The organism is Spirosoma fluminis (assembly GCF_054778895.1).
On the sequence record NZ_BAAGZD010000045.1, the window covers coordinates 190,376 to 207,696 of the forward strand.

Consider the following 17,321-nt stretch of genomic DNA (forward strand, 5'->3'; position numbering starts at 1 on the left):
CAGCAATGAATTCAGCGAGACCATAACGGCAGGCTAAACAACCTGCTCAAGATCAGTACGTTTGGGCATACTGGCCTGGGCTCCCATTCGGGTTACTGACATTGACGCGGCCTGACAGGCGAAGGCAACCGCTTCGGCGAGTGGTTGTCCTTCTGACAAGGCGACAGCCAGGGCTCCGTTGAAGCAGTCGCCGGCAGCTGTCGTGTCAACCGCCGTTACGGTTGGACTTGATACTAACTGGGCACCCGCGCTGGTGTGCAGATAAGCGCCTTTAGCGCCAAGAGTAATCACGACGTTTGGTACTCCCATCCGGTGAAGTCGCTGAGCCGCCTGTTCGGCCGTGATCAGGTCCGTAACCCGAATGCCGGTTAATAGCTCGGCTTCGCTCTCGTTTGGCGTAATCAGAAATAAGTTCGGAAACACATCCGCTGATAACGTAATGGCGGGTGCTGGATTTAAGATGATTCGTAACCCACGAGCGGCCGCTTGTTTGATTGCCTGCTCAACCGTTACGAGTGGAATTTCGAGTTGGAGCAAGAGCAGCGTCTCTGGCTCCGCCTGCTGGATAGCCTGTTCTGTTTCAGTAGGTTGTAGGTTAGCATTGGCACCCGGTGCGACGGTGATGCAGTTTTCGCCCCTGGCGTCGACGTTAATCAACGCAACTCCCGAAGGGTTATCAGAATCCGTTACGACGTAGCTGGTATCAATACCTTCCCGCTCAAATCCTCTAAGCGCTTCCTGACCGAACAGGTCATTACCTACTTTGGCAACAAACGTTACGTGTCCGCCTAAGCGCGCGGCTGCAACCGCCTGATTTGCACCTTTGCCACCTGGATTCATCAGGAACGTACCCCCAATAACGGTTTCGCCGGGGGCTGGCAGCTTATCCGATTTGACCACCATGTCGGTGTTGGAACTGCCAATAACCAAAATCTGGCCAGTCATAGAGGTAAGGGTTAGGTTTAAAGGCAAATTTATCGGGTAATACGTCTGGTGCAAGCGCAGTACGGGCGAACCCGCAAACCAATTCGCCCGGAGAAGACAAACAAAAGCTCTCACAAACGGGTGTCTGTGAGAGCTTAACTGGATTCGATTGTATATACCGCCTAGGCTAGTGACTTCTCAAGAACGCTGGCGGCACCTTCGGTTAACAAAGCCGTTAAGTCAGTCGCAACCGCATCGGCAAAACCGGGGAGCGCCGTCAGGTCGGTTAACCAGAGTGCCTGATCGGCCAGTACGTCGTTCACAAACGCCTGAACGGAAGCTGGCTCTTCGGGTTTCACAGTTTGCCACTTTTCGAAGAAGTAACCGGCCCGCTCGTCGCGAATGGGGTACGTAATGATGCCGCCGTTTGCGGGCACTTCGCCGAGGTATTGGCCTTCTTCCTGCCGAACGCTTTTCATGAACAGCAGGTAAGCCGCGAAACCAAGGGCCATTCGTTTCGGAACCGCGTTGGACTGCTCTACGTAGCGTTGGATGGTCGCTACGTTCCGGGCCTGCATTTTGGCCGTCTGCTGAAGCGAAATGTTCAGCAGCAGGTGGTCGAGATGCGGATTCCGGAACCGGTCGAGAACATCCTGGGCAAACTGAGTTACGGCGGCTTTATCCATACCCGGCGTACCGTAGTGAGGCACCGTCGGCACGATCTCATCCAGCATCAGCGACTCGACAAACCGGCTCATGGCTGGATGCTGCATCTCATCGGCCACCGTTTCCAGGCCCAGCAAATAGCCAAGCGGCATGGTGAGCGTATGCGTACCGTTCAGAACCCGAAGCTTACGTTCGCGGTAAAAATTAATGTCTTCGTCGATGATGATCTGGGGGGTCGAGGCATCAGCGAACGACAACGTTTGCCGGACGCGATCGTCACCTTCGATCGCCCAGAGGTGATACGGCTCCGTAAAGGTCAGTAAGCTATCTTCGTAGCCCAGTTCGCGCTGTAGCGCTTCCTGCGCTTCTGCGGTCGGGCGCGTAACAATACGGTCTACGAGTGAATTGCAGAACCGGACGTGAAACTTAAGCCATTTGGTGAACAGCTTGCCCAGTTCATTGAACTGAGCGAGATTCTCCACCGCTTCGCGAAGTTTCAGCCCGTTATCCGTCACCAGTTCCGTGGGAATGACCACCAGCCCCTTCGCCTTTGAGCCACCGACGCTGCGAAAGCGCTCGTACAGAAAGGCCGTCAGCTTGGCCGGAAACGACTGGGGAGGCCGCTGAAAAATGCTTTCTTCAACGTAGTTCAAACCGACTTCGGTCGTATTGGAAATAATGATTTGCAGACTTGGATTACGGGCCAGTCGGAGCACATCGTCCCACTGCGTCTGGGCGGCCAGCACCCGGCTAATGGCCGAAACCACCGTAGTCTCTGCTACGTCCTGGCCCTGCTGAACTCCCCGAACGGCTACCGTATATAAATTATCCTGGTCGGTAAATTCATCCGTTCGGGTATCTGTCGACTTGACGACCACGATTGAGCCGTTGAACCGGCCCTCGGCATTCGCTTTTTGGACTAAATAATCGGGCAGGCCCCGCAAGAGAACACCCGTACCGAATTGCAAAATTCGCTCGGGGAAGGTAGGGGCAGGATGTATCGAACGGCTTAGTTGAGGCATAATCAATCAGAGAGCGGGCTGCGGTGGGCAGTTCTTACAGGTTAATCTAAAACTAAATGTTAGCGGGGATTGGTCACAATTCAGCAATAATACGAACTACATCGCGAACGGTAGCCTCTATCTTATCAAATGCGCGTTCGGCCAGAACATTTTTAGGGAAAAGCTGCGAACCCATCCCCACGGCCACTACGCCCGCTCCGAACCACTTCGCCAGACTTTCCTGAGTTGGCTCAACGCCCCCCGTTACCATCGCGCTCGCAAATGGCAATGGGCCGCTTAAACTTTTTACAAAATTGGGTCCTACTACGTCGCCCGGAAATATCTTCACAACTTCGACGCCCCATTCGTGGGCGGTGGTGATTTCGGTTAACGTAGCGCAGCCCGGCATGTAGGCAACTTTCCGGCGGTTGCAGACGCGGGCAACTTCTTCACTGAAGGTCGGTCCAACGATGAAATCGGCGCCCAACTGAAGGTAAAGAGCGGCCGTAGGTGCGTCCAGAATCGTGCCCGCACCCAGGGCCATATCCGGAAACTCGCGGGCACACAGACGGCTAAGCTCGGCAAAGCGTTCGTGCGCAAAATCACCCCGGTTCGTAAATTCAAAAGCGCGAACACCTCCCCGGTAACACGCAGCGACGACCTCGGCGCAGATGTCTGTGTCGGGGTGATAGAAAACAGGTACCAGCGGCACCTGCCGGATGGTCTGATAAACCGTTAATCGGGCTGTTTTAGCCATTTGATTCGTAGTATAAAGCTGTTACGTATCATTCATTATCAATTAGTCATCCGCTAATGATAATGAATGACACGTAATGACTATAGATTATCGTCTTAATTTACCGGAGCTGTCGCCACTCGCCAGCGTTTCTACTTCGGCTACTGTCGCCAGATTGACGTCTCCGGGGATGGTGTGCTTCAGCGCCGAGGCTGCCGTTCCAAACTCAACAGCACGCTGCGGATCGTTGAACATCAGCAACCCGTAGATCAGACCAGCGATGTAGGCGTCTCCCGTGCCGATCCGGTCGACAATGGGCTGTATATCATACGCTCTGGACTTGTGCACCGTTGTGCCGTCGAATAACTTGGCTGACAGCTGGTTATGCGAAGCGCTGATTGAGTTGCGTTTCGTATCGGTAACGTAACTGACTTTGGGAAAACGTTCCATCAGGGCCCGTCCGGACTCCTGGAACGTACTGCCTACAACGCCATAAATCTCGGAGAACAACGCTTTGCTGCCCAGCACTAACGTACAGCCTTCGGTAAGGGCAGGCATGATCTCCTGGGGTGTTCGGCCATACTGCCACAAGTTACTGCGGTAAACAATGTCGCCCGATACGGGAACGCCCAGCCGATTTGCCGTTTGGATACCCGCCAGCAAACAGTCGGCCGCTCCCTGCGACAACGCAGGTGTAATACCCGTCCAGTGAAACCAGTCGGCTCCCTGTAGTACCGTGTCCCAGTCGATCTCGTCGGCCTGAATGCGCGCGAACGCGGAGTCGACACGGTCATACACAATCTGGCTGGCGCGGCTACCGGCCCCCGTTTCCAGGAAGTAAAGGCCTAAGCGACCGTCTCCGTAGCGGATGTACTGAGTATCGACATTGTATCGGCGCAGGTATCCGGCCGCGGCCTGACCGAGTGCATGGTCTGGAAAGCGGGTGACGTGCGCGGCCTGAATGCCAAACTGGGCGAGCGAAACCGCTACGTTCGCTTCGGTACCGCCGAAGTGCATGGCCAGCGTATCGGTCTGAGCGAACCGCTCAACACCCGGCGGACTTAGGCGCAGCATGACTTCGCCGAAGGTAATTAGTTTCATACGTAACAGGGGTAATCTCCAACTGGTCTGAGCGGTAAACTCCGACTCAACTAGTTATTATCGACAGCAAACTCATTGATCAGCTCCTCGGGTTTGACCGGTTCCAGTTTCGGTAGTACCAAATGAATGATGGCCAGGGCAATCAGATAAGCGCAGCTGGCAATGATAAACATAGGCAGATAGCCAAACGCCGTGATGATGCGGCCCGCCAACAGCGCGAGTAAGATGCCACCAACTGCGCCAAACATACCACCAATCCCGGTTACCGACGCCACTACATTCTTTGGGAACAAGTCGGACGCAAAGGTATACATATTTGCCGACCAACCCTGATGGGCTGCGGTGGCTAACGAGATTAACGCGATAGCGACCGTCAGGCTGCTGGTTTGGGCGGCAAAGAAGATGGGAACAACACACAGGGCGCAGATGAGCATGGTTGTTTTACGAGCCCGGTTTGCCGACCAGCCCCGATTCATAAACTGGGTGCTGAGCCAGCCAAAAAAAACGCTGCCTGCGTCGGATACGACATAAATGATCAGGAAAGGAACGCCGAAGCTTTTCAGATCGAGTTTCTCGTCGAGGGCGTCGTTAGAATTGAAAAAGTCGGGTAGCCACGACATGTAAAACCACCAGATCGGATCGGCCATGAACTTGCCCACCGCAAAAGCCCAGGTTTGTTTATAGCCCAGCAGGCGACCCCAGGACACGTTCAACGGCGTTACTTTCTCTTCGTCGCTGCGAATGTAAGCTAGTTCATCGGCCGAGACTTTCTTGTTACGTTCGGGTTTGCTGTAGGTGAACCACCAGACCGCCAGCAGAAAAAAGCCTAATATGCCGGTGATAAAAAACGAGCTCCGCCAGCCGTATTGCAGAATGAGGTAAGGAACGGAAATGGCAGTCAGGATGATACCCACGTTGGTGCCCGCGTTGAACAGGCCATTGGCGAACGAACGCTCCCGCCTTGGAAACCACTCCGCCACGGTTTTGATGGATGACGGGAAGTTGGCCGACTCGCCCAGGCCCAGCAGCGCCCGCGCCCACCGGAGCCCGGCCATGCTCTGCACGAACGTAGTGAGCACCGCGGCAATACTCCAGACCAGAATGCCCAGCGAAAATCCGCGTCGGGTGCCGATCCGGTCGATCAGCCAGCCCGCCAGCAGGAAGCCAATGGCATAGGCAAATTTAAAGGCAGCATCGACATCGCTGTACAGGATCTTGAACCGATCGGTTGCTTCTTTTGTCAGAACCGCGTCGGGCGCTACGTCGAGCATTTCTTTGCGGAATACCTCATCGGTCATGGTAAACGATAACACCTGCCGATCTACGTAGTTGATGGTTGTTGCCAGAAAAAGCAGCGCCACAATGCGCCAGCGAAAGCGGCCGGAGGTAGAAGAGGTTTGCAAAACAAATCAGGTCTTTTGGGGAGAAAAGCAGCTCCAACGGCTTTTTTACCTAACATAGCCGCCCTAAACTCCCTCAACCTGCGGCTGGCTGCTGTTGACTACTGATATGCTTGAACAAACCTGGCGGTGGTTCGGACCCAACGACCCCGTATCCCTGAACGACATCCGGCAAGCCGGTGCTACTGGTATTGTGACCGCCTTGCATCACCTCAAAAATGGTGTGGTATGGACCCTGGATGAGGTTCTTCAGCGCAAGGCGCAGATCGAAAGCACCGGGCTAACCTGGTCCGTGGTGGAAAGTATTCCGGTCCACGAAGGCATTAAAACGCATACCGGCGACTACAAACAGTATATCGAGAATTATAAGGAGTCCATCGTCAATCTGGCGCAGGCGGGTATTGATACGGTCTGTTATAATTTTATGCCGGTTCTCGACTGGACACGTACTGATTTGGATTACCCAATGCCCGACGGATCGACCGGGCTCCGGTTTGATGCTACCGAATTTGCCGCTTTTGAGCTGTATATTCTGCAACGTCCGGGCGCAAATTACCTCTATACCGACATCCAGAAGCGTCAGGCGCGGGCGTATCTGGATACTATGACCGAAGCGCAGGTGAAACGCCTGACCCGTACGATCATAGCCGGGCTGCCCGGTTCGGAAGAAAGTTACACCATTGAGCAATTTCGCGAAGCACTCGATACGTATAAGGACGTCAGTGACTATGATCTGCGGCAGCATCTGTACAGTTTTCTGCGGGAGATTACGCCCGTAGCGGAGTCCGTGGGTGTCCGGCTCGCCATCCATCCCGACGATCCGCCGTATCCGATTCTGGGATTGCCCCGCGTGGTCAGTACCGAAGCGGATGCGCGTGCGCTACTGGCGGCTGCCGATTCACCCGCCAATGGCATCTGTTTTTGCACCGGATCCTACGGTGTACGGCCCGACAATGACCTGGTCGGTATAATTGACCGGTTAGGAAACCGCATTCATTTCATTCACCTGCGTAGTACGGAGCGGACAAGCTCAGCCGGTGGTATTGAGGGCAGCTTTCAGGAAGCTAATCACCTGGAGGGTGACGTGCCGATGGCACAGGTCATGCGGGCATTGCTCTTAGAGCAGAAACGTCGACAGGAAGATGGACGTACTGATCTGCGAATGCCGTTTCGCCCGGACCACGGTCATCGGATGCTCGATGACCTGACATCGGGTAAGCGAACCAATCCGGGTTATACCGCTATTGGACGGCTGCGCGGCTTGGCCGAATTGCGGGGTCTGATGCTTGGAATAACGAGTTCCTGGGGGAAATAGCCAGCCATTGCGCTACGGATTTCGTCCTGGCTGGGTCCGTGCCTCGAAAAAAGGAACCAAAAAGCCGGGAGAAACGGCCCGGCTTTTACTTTTGTGCGTATGAATACACTCGCTCCCTCGCCCACGTTTTTGTCCGACGATTTTCTGCTGAAAACAGAAACCGCACGGCGACTCTACCATGAGTACGCCCGTTCGATGCCGATCATCGATTATCACTGTCATCTGCCGCCCGATCAGATCGCGGTCGACAAGCGGTTCGAGAACATGACGCAGATCTGGCTCTATGGGGATCACTACAAATGGCGGGCGATGCGGACGCATGGTGTTTCGGAGCGGTTTTGCACGGGCGATGCGAGCGATTGGGAGAAGTTTGAAAAGTGGGCGGAAACGGTACCGTATACGCTACGTAACCCCCTGTATCACTGGACCCATCTGGAACTCAAAAACCCGTTCGGAGTCACCGATATCCTAAGCCCGTCAACGGCATCCGCCGTTTATAGTACCTGCAATGAGCAGTTGCCACACTTGACGACACGTACGCTGCTTCAACATTTCGATGTTCGCGTCGTGTGTACAACCGATGATCCAACCGATTCGCTTGAATACCACCAGGCCATCGCCAGGAGTAATTTTAAGGTGAACGTATTGCCAACGTTCCGGCCCGACAAAGCTATGGCGGCCGACGAACCGGTGGCCTTTCGGGCGTACGTTCAGAAAGTAGCCGAGGTAACCAATACCGGGATTCGTACGCTGGCGCAGTATTTAGATGCCCTGAAGTCTCGGCATGATTATTTCGCCCAGATGGGATGCCGCCTGTCGGATCATGGCCTCGAAATGGTGTACGCAGAGCCTTACCTGGAAAGCGAGCTTAACTCGATTTTTATTAAGCTGCTCGGAAATGAGAACGGAGAAGCCGCAGTCATCAGCCCAACCGACATATTGAAATTTAAATCGTTCATGCTGGTTCAGTTTGCCGAGTGGGACCATGAAAAAGGCTGGACGCAGCAGTTCCACCTGGGCGCACTACGTAACAACAACCGGCGTCGCCTACGTGACCTCGGCCCGGATACGGGTTGGGACAGCATTGGTGATTTTCCGCAGGCACAGGCGCTGTCTCGCTTTTTAGGTGGTTTAGACGATCGTGATAAGCTGGCTAAAACGATTATATACAACCTGAACCCCGCCGATAATGAGGTTATCGCCACTATGATCGGCAATTTCAACGATGGTTCGGTACGGGGTAAAGTGCAGTTTGGGTCGGGATGGTGGTTCCTCGATCAGAAAGACGGCATGGAGAAGCAGATCAACGCTCTCTCGAACATGGGGCTGTTGAGCGCCTTTGTCGGGATGCTGACGGATTCGCGGAGTTTTCTGTCCTACAGCCGCCACGAGTACTTCCGGCGGATTCTGTGCAATATGTTCGGCAACGACGTTGAAAATGGTGAGCTGCCGAATGATGTTGATTGGATTGGGCAGATTATACAGGACATCTGCTACCGAAATGCCGAACGGTACTTCGGCTTTTAACCGGGCCGTATGGAGCATCAGATTGTTGAGACAAACGGCATTCGGCTACACGTAGTGCAGGCCGGTCCTGCTGATGGTCCGCTGGTCATTCTGCTGCACGGCTTTCCGGAATTCTGGTACGGCTGGAAGCGCCAGATCGACGACTTAGCCAGGGCGGGTTACCGGGTTTGGGTGCCCGATCAGCGGGGGTATAACCTTAGCGACAAACCGGCCGGGATTAAATCGTACACCATTGATACGCTGGCGGCTGATGCCGTTGGCTTAATGGATGCCGCTGGGACACAAAAAGCCCGGCTGGTGGGCCACGACTGGGGCGCGGCCGTCGCCTGGTGGACGGCTGCTACGTATCCCGAACGGGTTGAACGGCTCGTCGTCCTGAATGTACCGCATCCGGCCGTTATGAAGCAGTTTGTTAGTCATGACTTCGGACAGATGCGCCGGAGCTGGTACATCGGCTTCTTTCAACTGCCCCTATTGCCTGAGCTATTCTCTCGGATCGGCCGTTGGCGGCTGCTTACCCGCACCCTCACCAGCAGCAGCCGACGCGGTACGTTTACCGAAGCTGACCTCGACCAATACCGGAAAGCCTGGTCGCAGCCCGGTGCGTTCACCGCTATGGTGAACTGGTACCGAGCCACTGTTCAGCAACCGCCCAAACGCCGTACCCGAATTCGGATTACCGTGCCGACGCTGCTGATCTGGGGCGTCAGGGATACGTTTTTGAAGCGCGATATGGCGCAGCCCAGCATCGACCTCTGCGATAAGGGACGTATCGTTTTCTTCGAAAAAGCAACGCATTGGGTCCAGCACGAAGAAAGCAACGACGTAAATCAGCTACTGATCGGCTTTCTGGCCGAGTAAGCTTAACAAAGTCTGGCGGGGGGCTCAACGACTCATCTCCTTTTCTGCGTCGCCTGTTATCCATAAACAGCGTCTCAAATTATCTTCTTTGATCTGAGCTGGGTAACTGCTCTAGTTTTGAGTCGTAAACAACACAACGACTCATGACTTTTGAACAAGCCCGGTTGGCCCGAAAGACCTATCATCGCGTTGCTGACATAGCCCCCGAAGCGGTTAAACAGGTATTCGTTGATCGGTTAGTTGAATCGCGCCTGAGTTGCAAACTCTCTTTGGCCGCGTGGCTTTACCCAATCAATCCATTCAGCTTATGGCCATGCTGACCTACGTAGTCAGCCGACTCAATACTGTCGATAGCCTGGTTGCGGATGTAATGGTGTTGGCCCGTGACCACAAACAGTGTGGTATTACTGAACGGCACTACACGTATGTAGGGCAGGCACTACACGTATGTAGGGCAGGCACTACACGTATGTAGGGCAGGCACTACTATGGACGCTTGAGCGAGCGCTTGACGCTGACTGCACACCAGATGTGAAAAAAGTTTGCACGGCCTGCTACACGTTGTTGGCTGAAACGATGATTAGCGCAACGCAACCGGCTCTTGCCACTCTTATGCCATCAGCACCTTATCCGCTTAGCTATGCACCCGGTCATTAAGATCATATTCTGCATTCCTCTAATCGTCAATGGGCTGGTTACTGCCTTTTACTTTGTCATGACCCTTGACTCCCTGGTTAATCCTCCCGGACCATCCTACACAAGACAGGAAGGGGTATCGTTCCTGCTAATTACAATGACGGTGTTGGGACTGCTAGGATGGGCTTATTATCTGGCTATGATACGAGAAAAAGCCGGAGCTGGCTTCGGTGTGCTGGTACTATCGTATCTGGCCTGGCCGATTTTGTTGCTCATACTTTTTCTCTTTACGGACATAAAGAACTGGCATTAAGAAATGGTGTAATACGAACTGCTATTGACACCAGGTCGGGTTTGGAGCCCGGTTTATCCCCTTTACTCGCTGATTCGGTACCGGCTGCATTCATATACCATACTACAACTATGCTTCGCCTTTGTCTGCTTATCAATGCCCTAGCCCTGCTTGGTGTGCTTTCCTGAAGGGGTGGCTACCAGCCAGAACTTTGGTCATACTCGCAGTTATAGTTAGCTTCATTGGTATAAATATGATGCTGGGCAGTCTATCCGGCTACCATACCGCCCGAACGTGGCTGGGCCGTTCCGCTGTAGCCTCCGGTGAGGGTATTGGTTTTGAAAAACGGAGGTCACACGACAGTGCCAGGAACCGAACGACTACGTATTACCACCCAACGGTCCGGTTCCAGACCCCGGCAGGAAAACCGTTACGTTCATAGCTTCGGTGGGGTCATCCCAGCGCAGTCATCGCGTTGGACAGCGACCAGACGTTCGATACCTGCCCGCTGATCCGAAGGACGCTCAGGTGGATGAGTTCATGAGCCTTTGGCTGACAACCGTTATCCTGACCTTTATTGGCCTGCCCATGCTACTCGCGTCGCTAGGAGCAACCTTATTCTGTATGAAGTCTTATCGTAACCTGAATTACGGATAAGCACCTGACTCATAATAGTCAGTTTTGCCATCCCGATGCCGGGAGAAATGTTATAGTTAAACTGCTTATTCGTGATTCACATTAGTGTAATCAGGGTAAACGACTGAGGCCCGGCTCCCCTCAGGATAAGAGCCGGGCCTCAGTCGTTTATAGGCTTATATCGACCAGCTACTGTTTTGCAAGGAGCTACTGCTTGTACACCTTTCCCTCTTTCATCACAAACCGCACAGCTTGCAGCGTTTTAATATTCTGGATCGGGTTTTCGTCGACGGCAATAATATCCGCGAATTTGCCCGCTTCAACGGAGCCAATTTGCGTGTCCAGACCTAACAACTTTGCGTTCGTCATTAACGCCGACTTAATGGCTTCTACTGGTGGCATACCGGCTTCAACCATGTATTCAAACTCTTTGGCGTTGTAGCCGTGGATGTAAACGCCGGCATCGGTACCAAACGCGATCTTAACTCCTGCTTTATATGCTTTGCCGAAGGTTGCCTGAATCTTCGGGCCAACGGCTAGCGCTTTCGGCGTAACCAGGGCAGGGTAGTACCCAAACATCCGGGCCGAATCTGCTACGGTCTTGCCCGCAATGATGGTCGGTACGTAATAAGTACCATGCTTTTTGAAAAGCTCAATAGCCTCATCGTCCATGTACGTGCCATGCTCAATGGTTTGTACACCGGCCCGAACCGCGCGCTTTATTCCTTCGGCACCGTGCGCGTGAGCGGCTACCGCAAAGCCGTAATCTTTGGCTGTTTCAACAATCGCTTTCAGTTCTTCGTCCGAAAATTGAGGCCCGGAACCATCTTTGGCGTTACTAAGCACCCCGCCCGTGGCTGTAATCTTGATGAGGTCGGAGCCGTCTTTGTAGCGCTGCCGTACGGCCTTGCGAGCCTCATCCGGTCCGTTGATGACGCCCTCTTCCGGCCCTGGGTCACCCATCAAATCTTTGCGGAAGCCGTTGGTCGGGTCAGCGTGGCCACCCGTTGTCGCAATTGATTTACCAACCGTCAGAATGCGCGGCCCATCGACCATGCCTCGGTTGACCGCGTTACGTAACGCTACGTTGATCCCGGTGCCGCCCAGATCACGTACCGTAGTGAAACCAGCCAGTAGGGTCTTTTTGGCGTAGTTAGCCGCCTGGAATGCTACGTCTGGTACGTTCTGCGTGAAGCGGTCGATCAGGCCCCCGCGCCGGGTTTCACTTTCCAGGTGAACGTGCATGTCGATCAGGCCGGGCAGCACGGTTCTGGCTTTCATATCCACAACGCGGTCCTGACCAACGGGAAGAGTAAACCCCTTTTGTACTGCCGTGATCTTATTGCCTTCGACTACAATGGTCATTTCCCGCTGCATGTCGTTCCGGACACCGTCGAAGAGATTGCCGCAGTGAATTAGGGTACGTTGGGCGAATAGGGGCGAAGCCAGTAGCGAGAGCCCCGCCAGCAGGTATATTTTTCTCATGACCGGTTGGTTACGTACAAAAAAGCCGCAACACCAAGTTGCGGCCCTGAAAATACAGAAGCAGACGAATTAATTCGTCTGCTTAGGAAAATTTAGCGGTTGCGATACCTAATCCAACACTGGAATCCGTAATCCCGACCTGCAAACAACTCCGCATTATCGTTTTACAATCACGCCATCGGCCATAAACGTAAGGGCCTTTTCGGGTTCGGTTATTTTGGCGATTTCTTCTTTCGACTTACCTGCGTCCTCGGCGTAATGGCGGAGTTCATCGACTGGCGTCGTGGTTGATTCAGCGACGCCTTCGACAACGACCGTTTTGCCAACGATATCTTTAGGGACAAAGAAAGCGTAATCCTTAAACATCACGCGCATGGTTTGACCATCGCCGGTTTTGACTTTCATCCAGCAGCCTTTCACTTTGCAGACCGACTCAACGGTGCCTTCAACCCTGGCGGGCATCTTTTTCTTGTCGCCCATTTTAGCCGTCAGCTGGGTAGCCGGAATGGCGTTCGTTTCGGAAATCTTTTTGCCGTGATAGCTTACCTCATGCTGAGCGAAAGCGCTGAGTGACAAGACTAATACTAAGCAGAGAGACAGAAGATATTTCATGCGAATGATTTAGTTTTAATTACGATTCTTATCCAAACTCTATACGATAGCGGACCGCAATTCATTCCATTGCTAATCTGCTATATTTACCCAAAAGTACCACATTGACTGCATTCCCAAAACCCTTTATGGATCGCTCAAAACAAATTTTAACGATCGGCCTGGGCGCCCTACTCGTCACCGCCTGCCAGAAAGAACAAGAGACTCCAACGCGCACTTCATTCTTCGATAAGTCGGGTATGGACACGACGGTTAACCCCGGCGACGATTTTTTTACCTACGCCAATGGCAACTGGATTAAGAAAACCCAGATTCCGGGTGACCAAACTGGCTGGGGTGCTTTCTACCAGCTTTACGAGGATAACCAGCGCAAGACCAGATCGATTCTGGAGGAAGCGGCCAAAGCCGATGCGAAAACGGGCACCGTGGAGCAACAGGTGGGGGATTTCTACGCCAGCGGTATGGATACGACCGCCATCGATAAACTTGGCTACGAGCCGATCAAGGCGGAGTTAGCCAAGATTGATGCGTTGACTGATTATAAACAGGTACTGAGTTATCTGGCCGCGGATGAATCAAACCGGGGGGGCGAATTTATCGGATTATACGTGGGAGCCGACGATCGGCAAAGCTCGATCAACCGAATCAGTTTTAGCCAGGCGGGTTTGTCGTTACCCGAAAAAGAGTACTACACCAAAACCGACGAAGCGACCAAAAAAATACGGACTGCCTTTGTGGCTTACGTAGCCAGGCTGTTCACCCTCACGGGCGTAGACTCTGTCTCGGCCAAAACAAAAGCGGACGCGATTCTGGCGTTCGAAACGGCCCTGTCCAAGTCGCACAAGTCACCCGCGGATCTGCGTGATCCGGTGGCTAATTACAACAAGTTTGCCGTCGCTGATTTAACGAAGCAGATGCCGAGCCTGAATTGGCGAAGTGTGTTGAACGCCATGGGCTTAAGCCGGATCGACACCATTCTGGTAGGGCAACCGGGTTATTATCAGGCCCTGGAAAAAGCACTGACTACCACACCCATCAACGTAGTAAAAGACCGGTTGAAGTTTGACGTACTAAACAACAACGCCAACTTCCTCAGTCGCGATTTTGAGCGGGCAAGTTTTGAATTTAACAACAAAACGCTGTACGGCCAACCGCAGCAGCCCGAGCGCTGGAAGCGTATTGCCAGCCGGGTCGATCGTTCACTGGGTGAAGCGCTGGGGCAGTTATGGGTCAAAAAATACTTTCCCGCTGAAGCGAAAGATCGAATGCTAACGCTGGTGAACAACCTGCAGAAAGTGTATCGGGAACGCATCGAAAAGCTCGACTGGATGGCTCCTGAAACGAAAAAGGTAGCTTTGGTGAAACTGGATCGGTTCGTTAAAAAGATTGGCTATCCGGATAAATGGAAAGACTACTCCGACGTAGCGGTTAAACGGGATGATTACTTTGGCAATGTGCAGCGGGCGCGCAGGCACTATTTCAACGAAGAGTTTGCCAAGATCAACCAGCCTGTCGACCGCGCCGAATGGGGCATGACCCCGCCAACGGTTAATGCTTATGCCAACCCCACCAATAATGAAATTGTGTTTCCGGCCGGTATTCTTCAGTTCCCGTTCTTCGATAAAGACGCGGATGATGCGATCAATTACGGCGGTATTGGTATGGTGATTGGCCACGAGATGACGCACCTGTTCGACGACCAGGGACGCCAGTACGACGCTAACGGCAACCTGCGCGATTGGTGGACAAAGCAGGATGCCGAGCGGTTCAAGAAAAAGATTCAGCCGGTTGTTAATCAGTACGGAGCCTACACGGTCTTGGATAATCTGCACTTAAACGGCAGCCTGACGCTTGGCGAAAATCTGGCTGATTTGGGCGGTATTACGTTGGCGTATCAGGCGTTTAAGCTGACGAAACAGGGGCAGAGCACTGAAAAGATCGACGGGTTCACGCCCGACCAACGGTTCTTTCTGGGATTCGCTCAGGTTTGGCGCGAGAAAATTCGTCCCGAAGCGGAGCGCGTTGGCGTTTCAACCGACCCACATTCTCCCGCTAAATTCAGGGTAAATGGGCCTTTAACGAACTTCGAACCCTTTTACCGGGCGTTTAACGTAAAAGAAGGCCAGCGGCTGTATAAGCCGGAAGTGCAACAGGCACGGGTTTGGTAAATGTTCCTGCCCCTCTCCCGCAGAGAGAGGGGCAGGGCACACTATGTCCAGTACAGGATAGGTGCGTTAGGGAAACGCTTCGTCCATTCGCTGAAGAAAAACGCTTTCATTGCCTTCATCTCTTCGGGGCGGTACACGTATTTGGTGCCGCCAAATTTGTTACGTTTCTCCGCCCGCACGGCTTCATCCATTTCCAGCGATGTATTGGGGTACCACTGCAGAAGTACATCTTTTGACCCCGGCGTGAAGCGGTGACTAATAAACTCAACGGTCAGGTCGCAGGGAAAGTCCAGCGTCGCCTGAATCCGGTCGAGCAGATCGGTATAGTGTTCGCGCCAGTCGGGTATCGGCATAATTGGAGCCAGCACAACGCCGATCGGATAGCCACCACCGCCCAGCTCCTGAGGAAGCGCCATCTGGCGCATGGCCTGTAAACGGGCTTCGACGGATGCTGTACCCCCCTCCAGTCGCCGGGCTACCGTCTCGGCGTTCAGGCTAAAGCGGGCGCGGGTCTGACCGTTATGAGGCAGATCAAGCAAGCTATTTACCTGGTTGTACTTGGAAACAAACCGCAACTGTGCGTTCTCCCGAGTGCCATAGTGCCGGATGCATTCGGCTAAGCTGCCCGTGAGGTGTTCGATGCCCAATACGTCGGTATAACAGCTCACTTCGAATGTTGTGGGACGGTCAGCTGCGTTACCCTGCCAGCTCTTATTCGGCGGATACGTACCTTCGTAGGTGACCGTATGGGCAAGCATCTTGGGCAGGTTGGCATACGCTCGCACCACCGGAGGACCGGCCAAACTACCCGCCAGGTAACAATAGTGACAGTGGGCCGGACACCCTTCGGCCAGGTTCATCTGCCAGTCGGCCGAGGGGGGAATGGGCTGTAGGCGAAAAGCACTCGGGGGGGCGTTCACAATGGCCAGCGTGTTTTTGGCAATGCGATACGTTTCGCGCTCATCGGCTCCGCGCAGACCGGTAATGCGGTTGTTCTTGGCGATTTCAATGGGAAGGTCAAAGGCCGAAATACGTTCGTACATGGCCTGGCCGAACGGCTCCTTCAGGGCATCAGCTGTAAAGACAACGCGCTTTGGCATCCACACGCGGGCCGATTTTACAAGGGGTGATGACGATGACGAAGTTTGAGGCAATACAGATGGTTGAGCGGTCATAACGAGAGTCAGTAGACGTAGCTAAAAACGGAAGAGACCCGTTACTACTACAAATACATAACACATTTTGAAGCCGGATGAATCCCCGCAGTAGTAAATAGTTTGCTTAATAAAGTACTGATAATAAACCAATTAGAAGTGAATTTTTGCTCCTGGATTACTTAGTTTCAGGATTCAGGAAGTGTCCGAAAAAATCTGTAATCTTGGAGAAAACTAGTTGCTATGAATGACCTGAACCCACAAATTCAAGACCAGCTGATAACTGACTGTCAAGCCTTTCTGACTGTAGCGAATCAGTTCGCAGATGAGCAGTTCAAAGCTCGGCCGGATGGAAAATGGTCAGTTGCTGATACTATGCAGCACCTGTACCTGTCGGCGCGTCCGGTAGCCCGGCTGATGGCGGGGCCACGCGAGATACTGCTGCAATGGGGGGAAGCCCGACAGGCCTCCCGGCCGTATGACGTGATTGCGGAAACGTATCGACAGGTACTGGCTACCGGTGTGAAAGCTCCCGAATCTATGTCGCCCCGCCCGGAGGATATGGCCGACAGCCGAACCGTGATCACTGAACGGTTTCAACAGATTTACGAAGCGCTGGTTGAGGCTGCACATACCTGGACCGATGAGGAACTAGATCGTTACGTTATGCCGCATCCCGCCCTGGGTAAACTAACGGTTCGGGAAATGCTCGACTTTACCAGTATCCACACGCAGCATCACCTCGCGCTGCTGCCGGTCGAATAAAAAAGCGATCAGGCCAGCTTCAACCTGATCGCTTTTCGTAAA

At 53.4% G+C, this 17,321-nt stretch carries 16 protein-coding genes; 8 read left to right on the forward strand and 8 right to left on the reverse strand.

Features of this window, described 5'->3' with window-relative positions; all coding sequences use genetic code 11:
- Window positions 1-33: 33 nt before the first annotated feature.
- The 5 genes from rbsK to ACYVBJ_RS28030 all read right to left on the reverse strand — a co-directional run bounded on the left by rbsK (window position 34) and on the right by ACYVBJ_RS28030 (window position 5,831).
- Entirely contained in the window at window positions 34-945 is a 912-nt protein-coding gene (gene rbsK / locus ACYVBJ_RS28010; RefSeq protein WP_460985599.1) for a ribokinase, read from the reverse strand.
- A gap of 161 nt (window positions 946-1,106) precedes the next feature.
- Window positions 1,107-2,612, reverse strand: a complete 1,506-nt coding sequence (locus ACYVBJ_RS28015) for a tagaturonate reductase (protein WP_460985600.1) — start codon at window positions 2,610-2,612, stop codon at window positions 1,107-1,109.
- A 73-nt stretch (window positions 2,613-2,685) separates the two neighbouring features.
- The gene (locus ACYVBJ_RS28020; RefSeq protein ID WP_460985601.1) at window positions 2,686-3,348 is read right to left on the reverse strand and encodes a bifunctional 4-hydroxy-2-oxoglutarate aldolase/2-dehydro-3-deoxy-phosphogluconate aldolase; all 663 of its coding nucleotides are present in this window, start codon (window positions 3,346-3,348) and stop codon (window positions 2,686-2,688) included.
- A gap of 87 nt (window positions 3,349-3,435) precedes the next feature.
- Window positions 3,436-4,428, reverse strand: a complete 993-nt coding sequence (locus ACYVBJ_RS28025; RefSeq protein WP_460985602.1) for a PfkB family carbohydrate kinase — start codon at window positions 4,426-4,428, stop codon at window positions 3,436-3,438.
- A gap of 50 nt (window positions 4,429-4,478) precedes the next feature.
- On the reverse strand, window positions 4,479-5,831 hold the full coding sequence (locus tag ACYVBJ_RS28030) for an MFS transporter (protein ID WP_460985603.1): 1,353 nt from the start codon (window positions 5,829-5,831) through the stop codon (window positions 4,479-4,481).
- 106 nt (window positions 5,832-5,937) lie between these two features.
- On the opposite strand from ACYVBJ_RS28030, the gene uxuA reads away from it, so the two are divergent.
- The 6 genes from uxuA (at window position 5,938) to ACYVBJ_RS28060 (ending at window position 11,116) form a co-directional block, all read left to right on the forward strand.
- Window positions 5,938-7,143 (forward strand): mannonate dehydratase, encoded by a 1,206-nt coding sequence (gene uxuA, locus ACYVBJ_RS28035; protein WP_460985604.1) that lies wholly within the window; start codon window positions 5,938-5,940, stop codon window positions 7,141-7,143.
- 99 nt (window positions 7,144-7,242) lie between these two features.
- A complete protein-coding gene (gene uxaC / locus ACYVBJ_RS28040) occupies window positions 7,243-8,670 on the forward strand; it encodes a glucuronate isomerase (RefSeq protein ID WP_460985605.1) in 1,428 nt (475 codons plus the stop codon).
- A 9-nt stretch (window positions 8,671-8,679) separates the two neighbouring features.
- Window positions 8,680-9,531: an alpha/beta fold hydrolase gene (locus tag ACYVBJ_RS28045; protein WP_460985606.1), complete on the forward strand. Its 852-nt coding sequence runs from the start codon at window positions 8,680-8,682 to the stop codon at window positions 9,529-9,531.
- A gap of 256 nt (window positions 9,532-9,787) precedes the next feature.
- Entirely contained in the window at window positions 9,788-10,006 is a 219-nt protein-coding gene (locus ACYVBJ_RS28050) for a globin family protein (protein ID WP_460985607.1), read from the forward strand.
- Between the two features lie 165 nt (window positions 10,007-10,171).
- Entirely contained in the window at window positions 10,172-10,480 is a 309-nt protein-coding gene (locus ACYVBJ_RS28055) for a hypothetical protein (protein WP_460985608.1), read from the forward strand.
- Window positions 10,481-10,906: 426 nt separating this feature from the next.
- Window positions 10,907-11,116 (forward strand): DUF3592 domain-containing protein, encoded by a 210-nt coding sequence (locus ACYVBJ_RS28060; protein ID WP_460985609.1) that lies wholly within the window; start codon window positions 10,907-10,909, stop codon window positions 11,114-11,116.
- 186 nt (window positions 11,117-11,302) lie between these two features.
- Here the strand turns inward: ACYVBJ_RS28060 and ACYVBJ_RS28065 are convergent, their stop codons facing one another.
- Window positions 11,303-12,580 (reverse strand): metal-dependent hydrolase family protein, encoded by a 1,278-nt coding sequence (locus tag ACYVBJ_RS28065; RefSeq protein ID WP_460985610.1) that lies wholly within the window; start codon window positions 12,578-12,580, stop codon window positions 11,303-11,305.
- A 156-nt stretch (window positions 12,581-12,736) separates the two neighbouring features.
- Window positions 12,737-13,192 carry a DUF4920 domain-containing protein gene (locus ACYVBJ_RS28070; RefSeq protein ID WP_460985611.1) on the reverse strand — a complete coding sequence of 152 codons (456 nt, stop codon included), beginning with the start codon at window positions 13,190-13,192 and terminating at the stop codon, window positions 12,737-12,739.
- 128 nt (window positions 13,193-13,320) lie between these two features.
- Between ACYVBJ_RS28070 and ACYVBJ_RS28075 the strand changes: the two genes are divergently transcribed.
- A complete protein-coding gene (locus ACYVBJ_RS28075; protein WP_460985612.1) occupies window positions 13,321-15,360 on the forward strand; it encodes a M13 family metallopeptidase in 2,040 nt (679 codons plus the stop codon).
- A 41-nt stretch (window positions 15,361-15,401) separates the two neighbouring features.
- Here ACYVBJ_RS28075 and ACYVBJ_RS28080 read toward each other — a convergent pair whose 3' ends face one another.
- Window positions 15,402-16,460: a spore photoproduct lyase family protein gene (locus ACYVBJ_RS28080; protein WP_460985651.1), complete on the reverse strand. Its 1,059-nt coding sequence runs from the start codon at window positions 16,458-16,460 to the stop codon at window positions 15,402-15,404.
- A 297-nt stretch (window positions 16,461-16,757) separates the two neighbouring features.
- On the opposite strand from ACYVBJ_RS28080, the gene ACYVBJ_RS28085 reads away from it, so the two are divergent.
- Window positions 16,758-17,279 (forward strand): DinB family protein, encoded by a 522-nt coding sequence (locus tag ACYVBJ_RS28085; RefSeq protein ID WP_460985613.1) that lies wholly within the window; start codon window positions 16,758-16,760, stop codon window positions 17,277-17,279.
- Window positions 17,280-17,321: the final 42 nt, after the last annotated feature.